This is a genomic window from Sodalis sp. RH22 (genome assembly GCF_047324165.1).
Taxonomy (GTDB): domain Bacteria; phylum Pseudomonadota; class Gammaproteobacteria; order Enterobacterales; family Enterobacteriaceae; genus Acerihabitans.
Window position 1 is genome coordinate 600,745 of the sequence record NZ_CP178731.1, and the last position, 17,146, is coordinate 617,890.

The following is a 17,146-nucleotide window of genomic DNA, read 5'->3' on the forward strand; positions in this document are numbered from 1 at the left end:
TCGATTGATCTGATTCAGGAGTATTTTTACATGACCAACCCCCTTTTCCCCCGCAGGCAGGCGGACGAAATTCGCCAGGCCTTGTTGAACCGGCAGGAAGTGGCGCTGGTGGACGTACGCGAGGAAGCTTCTTATGCCGAAGGGCATCCCTTGTTCGCCGCCAATATCCCCTTGTCCCGGCTGGAGGCTGATGTCATGGCGCGCATTCCCCGGCGCTCCGTTCCTGTGACCCTATATGATAACGGCGAGGGACTGGCAGCCGTCGCCGCGCGCCGGCTGCAGGCGCTGGGTTACCTGGATGTGGCTTTGCTGGCGGACGGACTGGCCGGCTGGGCGGCGGCGGGCGGCGAACTGTTTATCGACGTCAACTCGCCCAGCAAAGCGTTTGGCGAACTGGTGGCGCACCGCCGCCAGACGCCGTCTTTGGCGGCGGAAGAGCTGAAACGGCTGCTGGACGCCGCCGAGGATGTGGCGGTGCTGGATGTTCGGCGTTTCGATGAATACCAGACCATGAACATCCCCGGCGGTATCAGCGTACCGGGGGCGGAGCTGGTATTGCGGGTCCGGGATCTCGTACCATCCCCCACCACCCGCATTATCGTCAACTGCGCCGGACGCACCCGCGGTATTATCGGCGCCCAGTCGCTGATTAATGCCGGTATTGCCAACCCGGTGGCGGCATTGCGCAACGGCACCATCGGCTGGATGCTGGCCGGGCTACCGCTGGAGCACCATCAACGGCGCCGTTACCCCGCTGTGAGCGAAACGGCGGGCCGGGTTGCCGCCGTCGCCGCAAGGCGGGTGGCGGATCGGGCCGGAGTGAAACGTCTGGGTGCCGGCGAACTGCAGCGCTGGCTGACACAGCCGGATCGCACCACCTATGTCTTTGACGTGAGACAGCCGGAAGAGTATGCCGCCGGTCATTTTCCGGCGGCCCGTCCGGTCCCCGGCGGACAGCTGGTGCAGGAGACCGATCACTACGCCAGCGTACGCGGGGCGCGTATAGTCCTGACGGATGGCCGGGGCGGGACGCGTGCCGATATGACCGCTTCCTGGCTGGCGCAAATGGGCTGGCAGGTTTGGGTGCTTGACGGGGAGGATGCCGGTTTTACCGTATCCGGCCCCTGGACCGCGCCACTGCCGGAACTGTCGCCGGACGAAGCGGCATTCCAATCGCCGCGTCCTTTGCCCCGGCGCTACCGCCGTCCCTATGAAGGCACCGGTAATTCCCCCCGGGCCATGCAGGACTATATCTCCTGGGAGCTGGGACTGGTGGCACAGCTGGAGCGGGACGGTAGCCATGGATTTTTTGTGCTGACATTTTAAGAATAAAATTTTGGTTATTTCTTTTAGTAGACGATATAATTTTACCCCCCAGGCGGGGGGTAAAATCATCTGGTACTCCCCAGACCGTGACCTCCCGCCTGGATTCGGGATATAGCGATTTTTTTTATTGTCCGGCATAGGATCAAAAACCAGCATATTACTGCCTATGCTCTCCATCAGGGCCATGAACACGTTGGGTCTGTGATCCGCCGGCCAGGGATTGGCGGGGGTACGCGCATCAAGGGAGTTCAAGCCGGACTGCTGCAATCGAGCATGAGGGCCAGGGCCAAGCTTTATATATCAGTTGCAACGCTCATGTGAAAGTGCTCTATGAGCGACTGCTGCTGAAAGGAAAGGCCAAGATGTCGGCGCTGGACGCGGCGGTGAGAAAACTGATTTATCTATGTTATGGAGTGCTGCATACGCAGCAGCCCTATGATAAAAATTATCTGATAAAAACCAGTTAGCTCTGTTTAAGTGCAAGACGGTTTCCCCGACCGGGCATCCTGTGAGCGTAAGTGCTTTATAAGCGGCCGCCAAAGGAGAAAAATTATCGAGCGAAACGCTGTCAAAGTTGTTGACTTGGAAGACGGCTCGATCGGATTTGGAACGCAGGGCACCGTTACTTGAAGGCCGGCGTGATGCTGGCTGGCTTCTACAGCTAGGTGTCGCGCAGTTCAACCTGTTCGACGAGCATCAACCTCAAAAGAACAGTGCCGCGCTGACGCATATGGTGGACGGGCTGAAACAGATCAGAAAGGGCAAGGTCTGGTTCGCCGGTCAGGGTGTGCAGAAAAAATCATGGGTGATGAAACGGGCATGCTCTCACCGACTTATACAACCCGCTACGCTGATTTGCCTGTTGCCAGATAAGGTTGCGTGCTGTTTGTATAACAATGTGCCGGGCAGACGGCGCGAAAGAGAGTGATTACGGCGCGTCCGGTCAGTTAGGAGAAGCGCAAGCTATCCCCAGGGGATAGCTTGCGGGTAAACGGAAGGCCGTATCACAATGACCGTCCTGCGCACCCAGCCTATTCGGTTGGCGCTGGCTCCGCCGGTGGGGGGTAATGCTGATGAGGACGCCGACTTCGGGGCGAGCTTGACCGACTCGATGCGGTAGGGCTGGATCCCCACGCTGCGTGCGTTGATGCGATAGGTCGTGCGGGCATTGTTGTTTTCATCGGTCCAGTCGTCGCGCTCCTCACGCCCCTGAACCACGATGCGCATGCCCTTCTGGAACAGCGTGGCATAGTGCTCGGCATCGCGATGCCACCAATCGACCGGCCGCCAGAAACCGCCGCGGTCCTCGTAACTGCCGTCCTTGGTGGGCACAGGATTGTCGAAGTAGACGTTGAGGCGCAGTACCCGCCGTGGCTCCTCGTTGCCGTTCGGGTATTCGTTGAACTCAGGCGGCGAGCCGATATTGCCCTCGTTGATAAAATAGGTGCTCATGGTTGCGATCTCCGTGGTGGTTGAAAGGCCCGCACCGTCACAGCCTGCGCGGGTGTGCTGCAGCGAGGCGGATCAGGGCTGTGGCCGGTAATACGAGTGTGCTGCGTCGGTGAGCGCGTTCATCCGGCGCAGGTAGACCTCTTCAGCCTGGGCCATCTTGCTGGCGCATTCCTGGGCCTGGCGGCTGAGGGTATGCAGCAGGCTGATTTGCATGTTCAGGGCGATGCGTTGCTGTTCAATAGCGAGCAGATCGTCCAACAAGGCGACGAGTGAAGTGCGGTCCATCAGTTCTTCCCACAGCGCCACGCCCATACGCGAGCGGTCGAGGTTGCGCCAGCGCAGAAAGGTGGTCCCTGCGCCAGTGGCCTGCTGGGCCAGGGCAATGGACAGCAGGTTGAACGGGGGACGGTGTGTCTGCGACAAAACGCGCCGCTGCGCCAGGCCAATCAGACTGTCGCGCAGTGAATGGCACTGGCTGGCCCAGTCCTCCAGACCCCCCTTACCCTTAAAGGGTCTTAAAAGGCCTTTTAGATAGGCTGCGTGTTCCAGACCGCGGAAGTCCGCCTGTTCCAGACTGACAAAACGGTTCGGGCCACTCATTCAGATCGTTCCTCATCATCGGAATCATCAGGCGCAGCTGTGTCATTGGATACCTCAGCCAAGACGCTGGCCCCCTCGGTTGCGAGAACGGCCCCCTCATCCTTAGCCGTTGCTGAGCTGTCTGAGCGTGTGGTCATGGCCGACGGCGGCGGACGACGCAGCAGCGGTGGGGCGAAGCGTGAGCGTCGGGTGCCTTCGAGCACGGCCTGCGGCAGCGGCCCATATTTCTCAAGCGCGGCGCGGGCTGCGGCATTGTTCGCGGCGAAATCGTCGCGCGTGGTGCCTGAGTAGCGAAACTGCTGGGCCAATGAAAACAGACTGCGCAAGGCATGTGCGCCATCGTTGAGCCAGCGCTCCAGTGTGCTGCGGTCGATGAGCGCGGTGTGATGTGCCAGGATGAGCTTGCGGGCGATATCGTCGAAATCCGCCAGCAGGTAGACCGCCATGAAACCCAATTGCGAATTGACGAACAGCGGCAGCTTGACCGGCTGAACGTTCAAATTCTCACCTAGGCTCAGGGCTGCGGGAACATCGGCCAGTGCCAGATCCACCTGTTCGCGCAGGGTATGCAGCGTGGCGCGAGTCTGCTCAAGCTTCTCCTCGATGCGTAGCATCCATTCGTCACTGTAGGGATCGTCCTGTTCCGAGCCGCGTTTGAGCTTGTTCATGACCGAGACGTAGCCGGCCAGGCCAACGATGCTGGGCCGGCCATCGCTGGCAGCGCGGCCGTGCCAGATACGGGATGCGTGGTGCGTATGCAGCGTCAGTGTCATCGCACTGCGCAATGACCCGAGGTTGAGTTGCAGAGGTTCGTTGTTTGCCATGGAGACGCCTCGCAGTTGAAGAACGAGTCGCCAGCATCGCGATAGCATGGAAGGCTGTCAGTCGGAAAACCGCACTTGGCGCTATCCCGATTCTTGCGATGGCATGGCAGGTATCACACCTATCCCCAGGGGATAGGTGGTCCTCGCACGCCGGCTTCTTCCTTGATGCCGGACGACGCAGGGGTCGGACCTACCCCCCTGGGGATAGTTTGGGATAGTGAGAATTGGCTGAATCGGCGGCCGCCATCCCTCGGTGGTGTGGCATCAATCAGCTATCCCCTGGGGATAGCACCGAAGCCGGCCGACTTCGCGTGCCGGTCATCTTCCTCGATGCCAGATATGCCATGGGAGCCGGACTTATCCCCCGGGGATAGCCTGCAGTCCTTGTCGCCGGCAATCTCCGTTAGCATACCGGACGCGAGCGGATATGCAGCAGGGCACGCAGCCGGGCAATATGCTGCAAGGCCGCCTCGCGGGAAGCCGGCGGCGCCGCTGTGTTGGCCGAGGGCGATGCCGGAGACGGTGTCGCAAGCGGACACGTCTCGGCCTGGGCGACGACCCATGATTTGAACTCGCCGCGGATGGCTTTCTGAATGATGCCGAACAGGTAGCCGGCCGGGTTGCGCACCGCGGCGCCGCGGCGACAACGCACCGCCCATTCGTCAAGCACGGCTTGCCGTTGGCCTGAGTCGACCTGTTGCAGGGCAACCAGCGCGCCAGCCTGTTGTTCCTCCTTCAGTGCAAGAAAACGTTCAGGCAGTTTCAGGTTCGGCAACCCACGCGCACGCGGTACAGTACGTACTTCTTTTTCTTTTTCTGTAATACGTACTGTACGGACCGTCTTCGGATCCCGAAGACGGGCGTCAGGCGGCACTTCCGGCCCGGCTTCGGATTCCGAAGTGAGGGGAGCACGAATCCGAAGAAGGTCGTCATCCCCGTCTTCGGATTCGTGGACGGCCTGCGCCTCGTGTGCGCGTGTGACGTTCCCCTCCTGTCGGGCCATACGTTGCGCCAGCACCTGTAGACGAGTGGGTAGGGTTCGTCCGCTGAGCAGTGGGTCCGCGGCGATTTCCCTGAGCGTGTTGCGGCCGGTGACCTGAACGGCCTTGGCCGCATGCGTCAGCGACTGGCTGACCAGGCCGAGGTAATCCGGATCGAGTTGCATAGCCTCGAACGGGGTCACGGGCTCGTCGTGCAGCACATAAACATTCCCCTGGATGCGGCCGGACCTGCGGTCACGGCGACGTCGCACCAGGCTGAGCCAGCGGGTCAGCCGCAGGAGCGTGAGGGCACGTGCCACGGTTTCATGCGAAGCCTGCGGCCCACAGGGCATGGACGCAAGCCAGGGGCGCAACTGGTCATAGGTGGGGAACGCGGTGAGGCCATCGCCATTGAGTTGCAGGCGGAACACTTGCCAGGCATTGCGCTCCAGCGGCGTCAGGCGCGCATCAAGAAATAACGCGCGGGGAACGCTTTCGTGCCGGTTGCCGCTGTAAAGCATGCCATCTTTGAAGGATGAAGACGCAGATGACTCAGGTGGCGGAGTCACTTTGCGCAGGGCGTCATCGAAGAGTTCGGACAAATCGACGGATCCGTGGTGCTGGGAGGTGCCATCCAGCCTCATGGTCTACACCAGCCCCTGGTCGACCCATTGTCGTACCGCGGCCCAGACAACCGACATGGGCAGCACCATGTTCTCGGCAAGCTCCATGGCCAGGGGCAGCATCGCCATCTCGTCTGCGGGCGAGATGGCGTGTTGCTGCAGGCCATCCTTCCATTGCTGCCACAATGCTGCATCCTGGGCTTCATCCAGGACGGGATGGCGACCCTTGCGCCGGGGCAGGCCGAGAATATCCCGGCGTAGCGCCACTTCCTGGTGTGTGAGGCCAAAATAGCGGCTGACCATCTCCGTGCTGGCCCCCAGGCGCAGCATGCGGTCAATGGTTTCAACCTCTTTGCCGATGTCCTGTGCCTGATCCAACAGCCGGAGCAGTGCCTCACGATTGATGGATACCGTGCACCAGGACACCGAGGCGTTGACCAGCAGGCTGACCAGTGCCGGATGCTTGAGGGCATCGAGCTCTTTCTCGCCGAATCCCATTGCTTTGCAACGGCGCAGCTGTCCGTTGCGCAGGTCATGCAGGGCCTGCGCGATGACGGCCTGGTTCAGGGGATGGGGTGACGACATGTTGGCCTCCCATCCTCAACCGTCGTCGTGCGCAGAACCTGCTTCGAGATCCAGCAGGCGGCGCGCCAGACGCAGTAGTCGGAAGAGCTTCACCAACGCCTCGTCACTGAGCCGCGCGATAGTATCACCATGCCCATACAGAAGGGCGGCCAGTGCGTCAGGCGGCACAGGGTGATCAAGCCTCTCGGGCAGCGCGGAGGGGTTAGCCAAGGCAGCCAGCAGAGTCAGTACCGCCTGCGGGAATGCAGGGAATGAGGCAGCATCGCGAGGCGGTGAAGGTGAGGTACATACGAAACCGATACCGTCATCGCAGAGCGTGATCCAGTCGGTCGCCGAGGCTTCCCCAGCGATCTCGCGGGCGAACTGCGCGATATGGACGCGCAGGCGCTCCGGTGTCTCCAGCCCTGGCTCTATGTACCAGACATCGGTGATGGGATAGAGCCCGCCGACCTGGATCGGGATGGCCTGTAGCACATTGTCGGCAAAATCAGTAACCTGGTCGCCCAACTGATCGGCGACCAGACGCTGGATGGATTGCAGACGATCGGTAGTGGGCGCCGGCGAGATGATATGTCCCAGCAGGCGTTCTTCCTGCTCTTCCTGCTGCGCGTACCCCGCCGGAAGTGTTTCTTCCGACGATTGGATGTCCGGTCCGGGCGTGGAGGGTTCCTTCTCGCCCGCAGGTGGCATGAAGGTCGTCTCCGGAGCAGTGGTGGACGCACTGCCGGGACGGAGTCGGGGTGTTGCAGCGGGAGCCTCGGATGGGGCCGGGGAGCGGGTTGCCGGAAGGGACGGTTTAGTGCGTGGCTCCGCCGCAGGCGGCGTGTTCGGCGCGGGCGGACTGGTCAACACCTGCTGGCGATGTTCGCTCTCGATGACTTCCAGATTGAGCGTGTCGTAGTTCAACTCCAGCAATTCAGCCATCTGCCCGATCAACTCGTCCTGGACACGCTGCAGCGAGAAGGTGTCGGAACCTGCGTCGAACGGCGCCAGCACGTCTTGGAAAAAAGAGGCGAAATCCATAGGAAGTCGTTTGGCTGCAGAATGTGCTTCCCAGGCGCGCTCACAGGCCCGGCGCAACACGCCAAGGCGTTCGACCTGATGGCGGCCAAGCCCGCCGTAGAGCACCGTCGGAATGACGGGCAGCAGGTAGCGGACGGCGTCCTGCATGCGGCTGATGTGCGACTGTTGAATCGGGTAGCCGTCCGCCGAAAGACGCCTGGCCAGCTCGGACTGCGACAGGGAACGTCCATCTTCCTGCTCGTAGAATTCGCGGGCTTCTTCAACACCGAGCGCCCGCTCGATAAAAGATAGCCTGCCATGAAGTTCGTCTTCAGCGAGGTGGCCGGTCAGCACGATGATTTCGCCACGTTCCGGCCAAGGGCGAAACAGGCAGGAAATACGAAAAAAACGCTCTTCCTTAGTTTCGGCCCATAACTCGCGCAGGATGGCCAGTCGCGTATTGCCGCCGTTGCGAATGATGAAATGTTCGGCGCCCGGCCGGCGGGTAATCGGGGGCGGGGCATCGAGTCCTCGTTCGCGGACAGAGGCCTTGATCTCCTCGTAGAGGGGATTGCGCGTCCGGCGCGGGTCGAGTTCATAGGGGCGCAGTTCGTCAAGCGTGACCACCATCGGGGTATCGGCAATCGGGTCGCTGAGCGCTGCGGCGGAAGGTCCGCTGCGTTCGAAACCTGCCGATAGCAGTTTGTCGGCCATGCCTTGTGAAGTCAGTTCAGCCATGGCCGTCCTCCCGCAGGGAAGACCGGCTAGCAAGCTCCGACGCTTGACGTTTGGCGCGGCGCAGTCGCGCGCGGGCGTTACGTCCGACCCGGTGGTCGCTTGGCGTCGAGCCGGTGTAAATGGTGGCATAGCCGGGCCGGATGAATTTCAGATGGCCGCCGTGCGTACGCACCACGCGCCAGCCTTCAGCCAGTGCGAACTCAATGACCGCGCGCAGTTGCTTGTGCCCCCGGATCAACTCATGGATGTTCGACATGGACAGGTCCTCCCGTCGTCATGCGCGTTCTGACGCGACCGGTGACGAGGGCGAACCTGTCATGCCAGTGCGGGAACAGTTCGCATGCCAGCGCACGCATCGTCTCCAGTGCGGCGGGCGCGATGCGGTCGATAGGCTGCCGGTACTCCACCCGGTGAACAGGAAGTCCCCGCGTTGAGGCGCGGGGGTAGGCTTCAAGGGCGGGAACGCCGGTGTTAAGCACGCGTACCGCAGCCTGCTCCTGGAACATCATCCTCAGGGCCTGCTGGATCAACCGGGCGTTGGACGAGACCGGATGCATGCGGTTGATGAGCAGGCTCAATGGTGGCGGAACGATGCCCACACGGCGATAGGGCGCCAGATCCTTGATCAACTGCAGGGTGCCACGACGTAACTCGCGGGCGGCCAGGATCTCCAGCGTGACCGGGGACAACACCATATCCGATGCCAATACGGCCATTTCAAGCAACACGCTGCGCGCCCCCTGGGTATCGATCAGCAGCAGGTCGTAGCGCGGCGCCAGGGCGGGTAGCAGATGTCGCAAGCGCAGGCGTCCATCGGGTGCGTGCAGCAGCAGCGTGTTGAGTTCGCTGCGATCGTCGTTGGAAATGACCAGGTCCAGTCCGGTGATAGCGGTATGCGAGACCAGTTGCTCAATGCGTTGTTCGTTGAACGCCAGCAACTCGTAGATGCCGGCGGGTGCCCGCGCCGCGAGCGAAAAATAGCTCGACAGGGTCGGCTGCACGTCCAGGTCCAGCAACAGCACACGCAGGCCGGCGTCCGCGGCGAAGCCGCCGAGATTGGCCGCGGTCGTCGTCTTACCCACACCGCCTTTGGTCGAGATAATGGAGACAACCTGCATGATCGCACTCCTCGCTGAATGGAAGGAAATGGTCCTCGTTGGAAGACGTTCAGATGCGATCTTTCAGTCGCTCGATGATCCACTGATCGATTTCAGCGGAGTCCCAGCCCACCGCGCGTACGCCGAGGCGCAAGGCTTTGGGAAACTTGCCTTCTTTCATCAGGTTGTAGATATGGGCGCGCTTGAACCCCGTTTTTATTTCGACTTCGGCGCGCCGCAGAATGCGGTGCTCCTGGGCCGGGTCGTTATCTTGATTTGACATACAGGCCACTCCTTAATGCCGTGTGGCATTCCTGGGACTGACCCGTATTAGAGGAAAACCAACACAAAAACGCAGCAAACAAAAGGTTCAAGCGTCTCACCGTATTGTTGTGTCCTGCATGCCTGACTCAGACGTTGAGTTAGGCTGACACCAGTGGAGAGACGGCACGAATTAGGAATGAACAGTTTTGTTGAAGAAAATAATTGATTAAAATTTGAACGACCTTGTCGTCAATAATTTTTAACAGGCGAGGGGTGTAATGAGAAAAACAAGGTGGTGAGGCCAAAAAATTTAGCGGATGCGCGCAGGTGGAAATGGGAATAATTGTTACATTTTTTGTTTAAATTAATTTATCAATATGAAAAAAGTGATATGCGTCAAAGATTGCAACTTGAAAAATTTCTTGGGCTGATGATAAAAAAGGCATGGTCAATTGACTTTTGCCATGCCTTACCACTGTGAACGAGTTTGCATCATTGGCTTTGAGAGAAGTGGTTCATTTCACCGGCTCGGTGCAGGAATCGCGCAATGGCGGGCTCAGGATCGCGTTCCAGCAGGACAAAAAAAGTCGAGGTGTCGGGAACATCGTCTTGCATCGGTCTGACAATGACGTCTGGATGCGCATAGAGGGCCAGTTGAGATGCCAGCCCTATGCCGATACCGTAACCCGCGGCCACCAGCATGATCATTTGCTCATGCCCGGATACATATTCAGCGATGTCTGGAAGAGGCAGGTTTTTGCTTGAAAACCAGCGAGATATGACTTTGTAGCCGCCCGAGCATTTTTCGGGGTGGCAGAGTATGAGGCGATTTTGAATAGCGTTTTGCAGGGCCACCGTTCTGACGCTGAGCAGGGGATGATGCGTCGGGATAACGACTGCCGGACGTTCACTCCAGACCTTATACTTGATGTATCCATTCTGGCGTTCATCATCGAGGGTGATGCCAATATCAATCTGATCATGATGCAGGGCACGGAGCATTTCGCTGGTCGTCATCTCCATGATGCGGATCTCGGTGCCGGGGTCTTCCTCACGGCTTCTCGCCAGCAGTCTTGTCAATGGGGGTTGAGCAAGACTATCGGCCAGGCCAAGGCGGATCCGTCCGCACAGACCCTGAGAGGCCGCCTGTACACGGGATTGTGCGTTTTCGAAAAAAGAGAGCATGCGGCGAGTTTCCTCAAGTAGTACTTCGCCAGGCCACGTCAGTTGTAAACTCCCTTGGGTCCGATTAATCAGCCTGACGCCAAGTTGTGACTCCATCTCATGGACGGCGTGGGACAGGGAGGACGGTTCAATATGCACGCGTACCGACGCACGTGTGAAGTTAAGCTCTTCTGCGACAGCCATAAAATATCTAAGGTGACGAATTCTCATAATATATTTCCTTTAGTGAAAGTGGGTAGTTCCGGTGAGCGATGGGGGTCTTTTTTTTTTTAGTTGCTTATGATCTCACGCTGGAATGCGTTTGATCTGGTAGCAGGCAATAGGTGAGTTTGGTCAAGAGATAGACATTCGTCCTGCTCTAAGTCGATGTCAGATTGGTAGCGTATCCCACGTACCGAGATCCTAAGCCTTAGCAACAGAAATGGTGGTCTATGCGCACAGTTGCGAAAAATCGTCGCATTCTACCTTGGCGAGCGATTACGGCAGTTGTTGTATAGGTGTGGTGGTGGGCAGCGTCGCTACTGGGGGATTAGGCAAAAAGCTGCTAATACGAAGACTCGGTAAAGAAAGAGCGTCTAAATTGGGCAGAGGATTCCATTATATTGATGATCGCATTTTCCGGGGAAAAGATCGGCAGGGTCGGGAACGTGTCGCCATCGTTGCAAAAGTGATCTCCCGTGGGTACGGACCAAAACTTGGACTACTTTGGAGGTAGTTCATGTATTCTTACGAGAAGAAACGCGTACCTCGTTAAAATCATTTGTAGGCTAAAAAATGGCAGATTGAATATGAAGGAAAACCGATTTTTTGGATGGTACGTGGTTTACGCCACACATATTTTACTGGCACTGATTTTTGGCGCGGCTTATTCTTTTGGCGCATTTTTTTCGCATATTCAGTCAAGTTTTTCGGCAGGGAGTTTTTCCGTCGCGTCCATCTTTTCACTAACAGCATTGCTTTATTATATTGTCGGTGTTTTCTCCGGCACCCTTGCCGATAGACTGTCACCCCGTGCGGTGGTGATAACCGGTATTGCATTGTTATCCATGGGTTTTTTTGCCAGCAGCTTTTTGTCGTTTTCTCTGCACTGGTTTATTCTCTGCTTTGGTTTGTTGGTTGGCCTGGGCGTTGGTCTGGTCTATGTCCCGGCGATAACGACGACACAGCGGTGGTTTATAACCAGGCGCAGCCAGGCGTCCGGAATAGCCCTTGCGGGAACCGGCGTGGGGACGTTCATTGGGCCGACTGCGGCGGGATGGTTAATGCAAAGTCTGTCCTGGGAAGCCACCCTACGCATTTTTGCTGTTTTCATTTTGATTTCCGGTGTGCTTGCGGGTTGCCTGATGAGAAGTAAACCGGAAGCTTATGGTTTGTTGCCGGATGGCGAGAAAAAAAATGAGAATAGCCCGCCGGGCAGCGGGAAGGCATCAGCGGGCTCGGGATTTAGAGAGGCCGTCACCGCGGCGCCTTTTTGGTGGTATTTCAGCGCCATATTCCTGGGGTCTGTCGGACTTTTTTTAGCTCTGGTACATATCAATCCTTATGCGCGGCAGTTCAGCCTTTCCGCCAGTGAGGCGAATTTGCTGATAGGATTGATCGGGGTCGGCAACGTGGCAGGACGTTTGTTTTTGGGCCGGGCAGGGGATCGTATGGGACCTCGCCGGCTGTTGCAGTATTTGACCTTTTCATTGGCACTGCTAAATCTTTTTTGGCTTGAGGCCCATAGTTTTTGGTCACTTGCGATTTTTGCCTTGTTGTTCGGTGTAGCGAATGGCGGGTGTATCGCACTTTATCCGGCAGTGGCGGCAGGATGGTATGGTACGACAAATTTGGGCGCCATTCTGGGCGCGCTCTATATTTCTGTTGGCGTAGCGGCAGTCGCCGGCGGCAGTCTAGGAGGACTTCTTTTTGACCTGAGCCATACCTACTCGGCTTCTATCCTGTTTAGTACATTTTGTGCATTACTGTCAGTTTTGTGCATTATCATGGCTCGCAGAGCAGTGAACAAAGGCACTAACATTTCCGCTATAGATTGAAGCGGAGAGATAATAATGTATCCTGTAAAATGATTTGCGTACGGCAATTCAGGAAATTTAATCGGCAGGACATGATTATACCTAAAAATTTATTTGAGCTTTAGCAAATATCTAACCACTATTATGGTTCAAAGGGCTCAGATGCAACACCGGCTAATAACTGTTCTACCGCGGCGAGGACCTGAGCACGTATTTTCCCTTTCCGTGTCACCATATACACATCGATATTCAGTTTTTGTCCAGTCTGAGCGTCCAGACATCTATAGCATAAGCCTTTGCGCGACGACAGGCACATAGACTTTGGCATCAGCGCCATACCTTCCCCCCGAGAGACATGGGCTAGCGTCAACAATGAGTCATCCGGTTTACGTTTAAGTGTAAACGGCAGGCCTTGAAATACAGTCTCGCACTTATCATAGAAACTCGGATTGGCACTACGGTTAAACCAATAAAGAGATAAATCAGCAACATCCTGGAGCGACACACGCTCTTGAATACTGGCAGGGTGAGCAGATGGCATCGCCAACATCAGGGGTTCTTGATGCAGCCAATGGAAGACGAAATCATTGAGATTACCTGCGGGTTTTTCGCCCGTCAGGACAATATCGAGATTGCCGAGCTCAAGGATATGTAATAGTTGTTTTGACGTCAGCTGGTAAGAGAAAATATCATCAGCATCGATCAGCTTTTGCAAATGTGTATTAATGGTTGGGATCAATGTGAAATCCAGCGTTCGTGTCATCCCAATTTTGACCCTGTCACTAACGACTTTCAGCCCTTTCATAACCTGTGAAAGCTGGTCGATCAGTTGCCTGGCCTGCTTATCAAGCTTGAGCCCGACCTCCGTTAAATGAACCTGATGTGTATCTCGGGTGAACAAATGGCTGCCAATAACATCTTCCAAACACTGGATCTGACGGGTAAGCGGCGGCTGCGTCATGCTCATACGCTCCGCTGCGCGCCGGAAATTCAGCTCGTCGGCCACCGCAATAAAACATTGTAATTGTTTGATTGTAGGAAGTTTTTCTTCTGGGTGAATCATATTGGATCTCCAGCGTCTTTTCTACCATCTTCCAGGGAAAAGAGAATAATAGATACAATAAGATAACCCTTTTCAGTTGGCAGAAACGTAAGGACTTTATTTTTGGTAGACACCCCAAACAAAAATCCGTGATACTTAAATTATATTACAAAAGTAGCAATTCTCATCAATGAGTAAAAGGATAGTGTGAAGTCTCTCACACAAAACATAATATAGGCTTTACTATGTCATCCAAATATGTACTCATTTCGCGCTTTCCGCTGAAAGCTAATGCAGACAAACAGGTTCTCACCTCACTGGTTAACAGCAGTAACAAAAGGTATTTTATTTCAGATGAACCGGGTTTAAATGAACTGCTGGAACTGCGCGCGTTCACTACCCTTGCGGAAATTGCCACCCAGGAAGCGGAATTAGAGAGCGCATTTACTCTTTTTGCCAGCGACCTGGTAGGCGATATTCGCCGTGAATTGGTAAAATATGTCGAAGCGCCCATTGAATCGCAGACTGATTTACCTGAGACAGAATATGTGCAATTAAGGCATGTTGAAGTCCCTGCCGAAAATTACAAACAATACCGTCAATGGCGTGAAAAAACCATCTTCAACGTGGTTCGCGATAATAAAGATAAAATTGTTAGTTTCGGAGCTTATCACTCTTTGATCAGCGGGCAGCCAGGTGTGATGTTTATCTCGGCATTTGATGGCAATAAAGAGGCTTACAAGAAAGCTTTCACCAACGAGCGTTATAAGACCATTATTCAGCAAGCTGGTGATAATTACATCACCGGTGGCAATGACGGTCTTTATACCCGATTTTATCGCTCTATCGTAGGTTTATAAAACTTCATCCTATTATGAGAATTTGTCATGACTAAAAAAATAATTGTTGTTGGTGATAAATTCAGCGAATTTTCTAACGGCAGGGATATCATTACTATCAGCCAACTGGATTTAATCACTCAGATCCCGGCAAATATTATTGATACGGCCAGCCAATTCATTGTAGGACAAGGTGTCCGAGAAGATTATGCCGGGAAGGTATTAGATAACCAGGAACGAAATAAACATCATGAAAATAAACTGGATCTGACCGAATTGCAACAACTGGCCACCACGGGTAAAAATGTACATTCTCACAAAGAATTGTACCATAATATTTTGATTGGCACCGCGGGCAGAGTGAGTGAAGATCTTTATGTTATGCCACTTTCGATTGATGAGCGCTGTGAACTCATGGCCGATCATCAAACAGGCAAACATATTCAGGGCATGATATTGGTTGAAGCGAGTCGCCAAGCCTTTATTGCCATTACCGATGAGTTTTATATGGCTGATAACACTGTCAGCACATATTACGTCATTAATGAAATGAATATGAAGTTTGATAATTTCCTTTTCCCATTGCCGGCATTGATATATTACGAACTGTTGGAAAAAGACATTAATGAACGGCGTTCACGCTTTAAAGCGATCGTTCGTATTTCTCAACATACGACCCTGTGCTCATCCATGGACGTTTCTTTTACGGTTTATCCCTCTGTCGTTATCAGTGAACGGGAAGAAATATTGGCAACCGGTATGACGCATTCTGTCTTGCAATCGAAAATTGACCCCTCCATGGCTATCAAAGGAAGCACACATGTCTGAATTACACGGCCAGCGCTATACCCTGGCCGGGACCACGCAGGGGCCGCTTTATCCCCCGGCAGAGGTCATGGACGCGCAGGGTAATTTTGTCGTCATCGGTCAGATCTCGAAAGACACCGGTATGAGTTGGGGGGCGGCCATTGTTGATAAAGAGAGTCCGCTGCCGCCGTTCGGTAAAATATTGCCTTATAAAATAAAGCAAGATATCGATACATTGACTGAGGCGAAGCTGGCAGAAATAACGCTGTTTGCGCTGCCATTACCTTTGCCACTGAATAACTATCCCATGCTTTTTTCTCCAGAACAAAGACCGCTAGCAGCGCTGGACGTCAGGCCGTCGATGCCGCTGCATGAAGGGCATATTGCCGATTATCGCTCCATGGATGGGAGACGCAAATTACCGGCCATTACATTAGCGGATTGGGTTAAGGCACAGGGAGAGTTAATCGTCTCTGTCAGTGAAGATAAACGCTCTGCACGGTTTGATTTCACCTTTAAAGGACTGGTTCCCGACAGTGTGTACACCGTGATGAGCCAGCGAGAAAGAGATCTCGACCCTATTTTACCCAGTCGCCCCGGACCGTTAGGCATTCCTAATGTCTTTATGACTGACGCCAGCGGGGATGCACAATACTGGGCGCAGTTGCCGAATCCATTCCCTGCTGATGGAGAAAACCGTAATCGGATTATCAATGTGGTGGTGTTATTTATGAGCTGTCAGCAAAGCTACGGCGGAGCCATCGGATTATACGGTTTAGGCGGTGATATTCATGCCCATCTGAAACTTCCGACACTCTCATTCAGTGAGTTCACGACCTTTGATTAAGGAATAGAACAATGCCATTTGTCCAAATAACCACCTGGAAAATGAATGACGAGGCTAAAGTAAAAAATTTAGTCGATGAAATCACTCGCTCCGTTCATATACATTGCGGTGCGCCGCTGGATAAAATTTCAGTGGTGATTGTTGAATTGCCTCCTTCCCGTTGGTCCGATGCCGGCGTATTAGGCAACGACCCCACTTTCCCCCTCCAAAGTCGTAGAAAAGACTACGGGGAGGAAAAGTGAAATTAACGGCCGCCTTCTTCGATGTCGATGAAACATTGATAAAAATGAAAAGCATGTTTCATTTTTATCAATATTGGAGTGAGAGCCGACAATGGACATCAAAACATCAACAATTTACTGCCAATTTTAAAAATGCGGTTGCACAGGGTGTGACCAGAGAAGAACTTAACAAAATGTATTATCGTGAATTCGCTGGCGTTGATATTGAAGATCTCTATCATATGGGTGAAGCATGGTTCAATAAATATTTATCCCATAATGAGACCTATATTGCTTGTGCCGTGGAAGCACTTCAACAACATAAAATTAATGGACAGGTTGTTGTTTTTATTTCAGGGTCAATGTTGCCTTTACTTAAACCGTTAGGTCGACGCCTGGGCGCTGACGCTATCCTTTGCACTCCATTACTGTTGAATGATAAAGGCCTGTTGACCGGGGAAATTGGTGAGCCACAAACTATAGGCATGGGAAAACAGCGAGCGTTGTTAGCATTCAGTCATGGAAAAAACATTAACCTCATGACGAGTTATGCCTATGGTGACGATCTTTCAGATATTCCTATGCTAGAAACCATCGGTCATCCTGTCTGTGTCGGGGAATATTCAAATCTTGCTGAATATGCTGAAAAGAATCAATGGAAAATTCTCAAAGAGAATATTCCCTCACATTAAGGAATAG

18 protein-coding genes and 1 pseudogene are annotated in these 17,146 nt (G+C 54.5%); 8 read left to right on the forward strand and 11 right to left on the reverse strand.

All coding sequences use genetic code 11. From position 1 onward, the window contains the following. Positions 1-30: 30 nt before the first annotated feature. Together ACL2XN_RS02790 and ACL2XN_RS02795 are read left to right on the forward strand one after the other, a co-directional pair. Positions 31-1,326: a rhodanese-like domain-containing protein gene (locus ACL2XN_RS02790; RefSeq protein ID WP_413730204.1), complete on the forward strand. Its 1,296-nt coding sequence runs from the start codon at positions 31-33 to the stop codon at positions 1,324-1,326. A 587-nt stretch (positions 1,327-1,913) separates the two neighbouring features. Next, positions 1,914-2,199, forward strand: a pseudogene (locus ACL2XN_RS02795) (DUF4113 domain-containing protein); the annotation flags it as partial. Positions 2,200-2,289: 90 nt separating this feature from the next. On the opposite strand, the gene ACL2XN_RS02800 reads toward ACL2XN_RS02795, so the two are convergent. The 10 genes from ACL2XN_RS02800 to ACL2XN_RS02845 form a co-directional block, all read right to left on the reverse strand. Further along, positions 2,290-2,778 (reverse strand): single-stranded DNA-binding protein, encoded by a 489-nt coding sequence (locus ACL2XN_RS02800; RefSeq protein ID WP_413730206.1) that lies wholly within the window; start codon positions 2,776-2,778, stop codon positions 2,290-2,292. A 72-nt stretch (positions 2,779-2,850) separates the two neighbouring features. Beyond that, positions 2,851-3,378, reverse strand: coding sequence for a DUF3158 family protein (locus tag ACL2XN_RS02805; RefSeq protein WP_413730207.1), 528 nt, complete (start codon positions 3,376-3,378; stop codon positions 2,851-2,853). Continuing rightward, entirely contained in the window at positions 3,375-4,202 is an 828-nt protein-coding gene (locus ACL2XN_RS02810) for a PFL_4669 family integrating conjugative element protein (RefSeq protein WP_413730208.1), read from the reverse strand. The genes ACL2XN_RS02805 and ACL2XN_RS02810 overlap by 4 nt, the downstream gene beginning before the upstream one ends. Positions 4,203-4,605: 403 nt before the next feature. Further along, on the reverse strand, positions 4,606-5,826 hold the full coding sequence (locus ACL2XN_RS02815) for an STY4528 family pathogenicity island replication protein (RefSeq protein WP_413730209.1): 1,221 nt from the start codon (positions 5,824-5,826) through the stop codon (positions 4,606-4,608). A 3-nt stretch (positions 5,827-5,829) separates the two neighbouring features. Next, positions 5,830-6,390, reverse strand: coding sequence for a DUF2857 domain-containing protein (locus tag ACL2XN_RS02820; RefSeq protein ID WP_413730210.1), 561 nt, complete (start codon positions 6,388-6,390; stop codon positions 5,830-5,832). A gap of 15 nt (positions 6,391-6,405) precedes the next feature. After that, positions 6,406-8,130, reverse strand: coding sequence for a ParB family protein (locus ACL2XN_RS02825; protein WP_413730211.1), 1,725 nt, complete (start codon positions 8,128-8,130; stop codon positions 6,406-6,408). Continuing rightward, entirely contained in the window at positions 8,123-8,386 is a 264-nt protein-coding gene (locus tag ACL2XN_RS02830; RefSeq protein ID WP_413730212.1) for a type II toxin-antitoxin system HicA family toxin, read from the reverse strand. The genes ACL2XN_RS02825 and ACL2XN_RS02830 overlap by 8 nt, the downstream gene beginning before the upstream one ends. After that, positions 8,370-9,248 carry a ParA family protein gene (locus tag ACL2XN_RS02835; RefSeq protein WP_413730214.1) on the reverse strand — a complete coding sequence of 293 codons (879 nt, stop codon included), beginning with the start codon at positions 9,246-9,248 and terminating at the stop codon, positions 8,370-8,372. Before ACL2XN_RS02835 ends, ACL2XN_RS02830 begins: the two co-directional genes overlap by 17 nt. A 49-nt stretch (positions 9,249-9,297) precedes the next feature. Continuing rightward, on the reverse strand, positions 9,298-9,510 hold the full coding sequence (locus ACL2XN_RS02840) for an AlpA family transcriptional regulator (RefSeq protein ID WP_413730215.1): 213 nt from the start codon (positions 9,508-9,510) through the stop codon (positions 9,298-9,300). A gap of 473 nt (positions 9,511-9,983) precedes the next feature. After that, a complete protein-coding gene (locus ACL2XN_RS02845; protein WP_413730216.1) occupies positions 9,984-10,886 on the reverse strand; it encodes a LysR family transcriptional regulator in 903 nt (300 codons plus the stop codon). A gap of 578 nt (positions 10,887-11,464) precedes the next feature. Between ACL2XN_RS02845 and ACL2XN_RS02850 the strand changes: the two genes are divergently transcribed. Further along, entirely contained in the window at positions 11,465-12,712 is a 1,248-nt protein-coding gene (locus ACL2XN_RS02850; protein ID WP_413730217.1) for an MFS transporter, read from the forward strand. Positions 12,713-12,833: 121 nt separating this feature from the next. Here ACL2XN_RS02850 and ACL2XN_RS02855 read toward each other — a convergent pair whose 3' ends face one another. Next, entirely contained in the window at positions 12,834-13,754 is a 921-nt protein-coding gene (locus ACL2XN_RS02855; RefSeq protein ID WP_413730218.1) for a LysR family transcriptional regulator, read from the reverse strand. A 224-nt stretch (positions 13,755-13,978) separates the two neighbouring features. Between ACL2XN_RS02855 and ACL2XN_RS02860 the strand changes: the two genes are divergently transcribed. The 5 genes from ACL2XN_RS02860 to ACL2XN_RS02880 are packed head-to-tail and all read left to right on the forward strand — an operon-like array spanning position 13,979 to position 17,139. After that, a complete protein-coding gene (locus ACL2XN_RS02860) occupies positions 13,979-14,593 on the forward strand; it encodes a hypothetical protein (RefSeq protein ID WP_413730219.1) in 615 nt (204 codons plus the stop codon). A gap of 27 nt (positions 14,594-14,620) precedes the next feature. Beyond that, positions 14,621-15,400 (forward strand): AfsA-related hotdog domain-containing protein, encoded by a 780-nt coding sequence (locus ACL2XN_RS02865; RefSeq protein ID WP_413730220.1) that lies wholly within the window; start codon positions 14,621-14,623, stop codon positions 15,398-15,400. Next, on the forward strand, positions 15,393-16,226 hold the full coding sequence (locus ACL2XN_RS02870; protein ID WP_413730221.1) for a hypothetical protein: 834 nt from the start codon (positions 15,393-15,395) through the stop codon (positions 16,224-16,226). Before ACL2XN_RS02865 ends, ACL2XN_RS02870 begins: the two co-directional genes overlap by 8 nt. Before the next feature lie 11 nt (positions 16,227-16,237). Further along, positions 16,238-16,468, forward strand: a complete 231-nt coding sequence (locus tag ACL2XN_RS02875) for a tautomerase family protein (protein WP_413730222.1) — start codon at positions 16,238-16,240, stop codon at positions 16,466-16,468. After that, a complete protein-coding gene (locus ACL2XN_RS02880) occupies positions 16,465-17,139 on the forward strand; it encodes an HAD-IB family hydrolase (protein ID WP_413730223.1) in 675 nt (224 codons plus the stop codon). The genes ACL2XN_RS02875 and ACL2XN_RS02880 overlap by 4 nt, the downstream gene beginning before the upstream one ends. Positions 17,140-17,146: the final 7 nt, after the last annotated feature.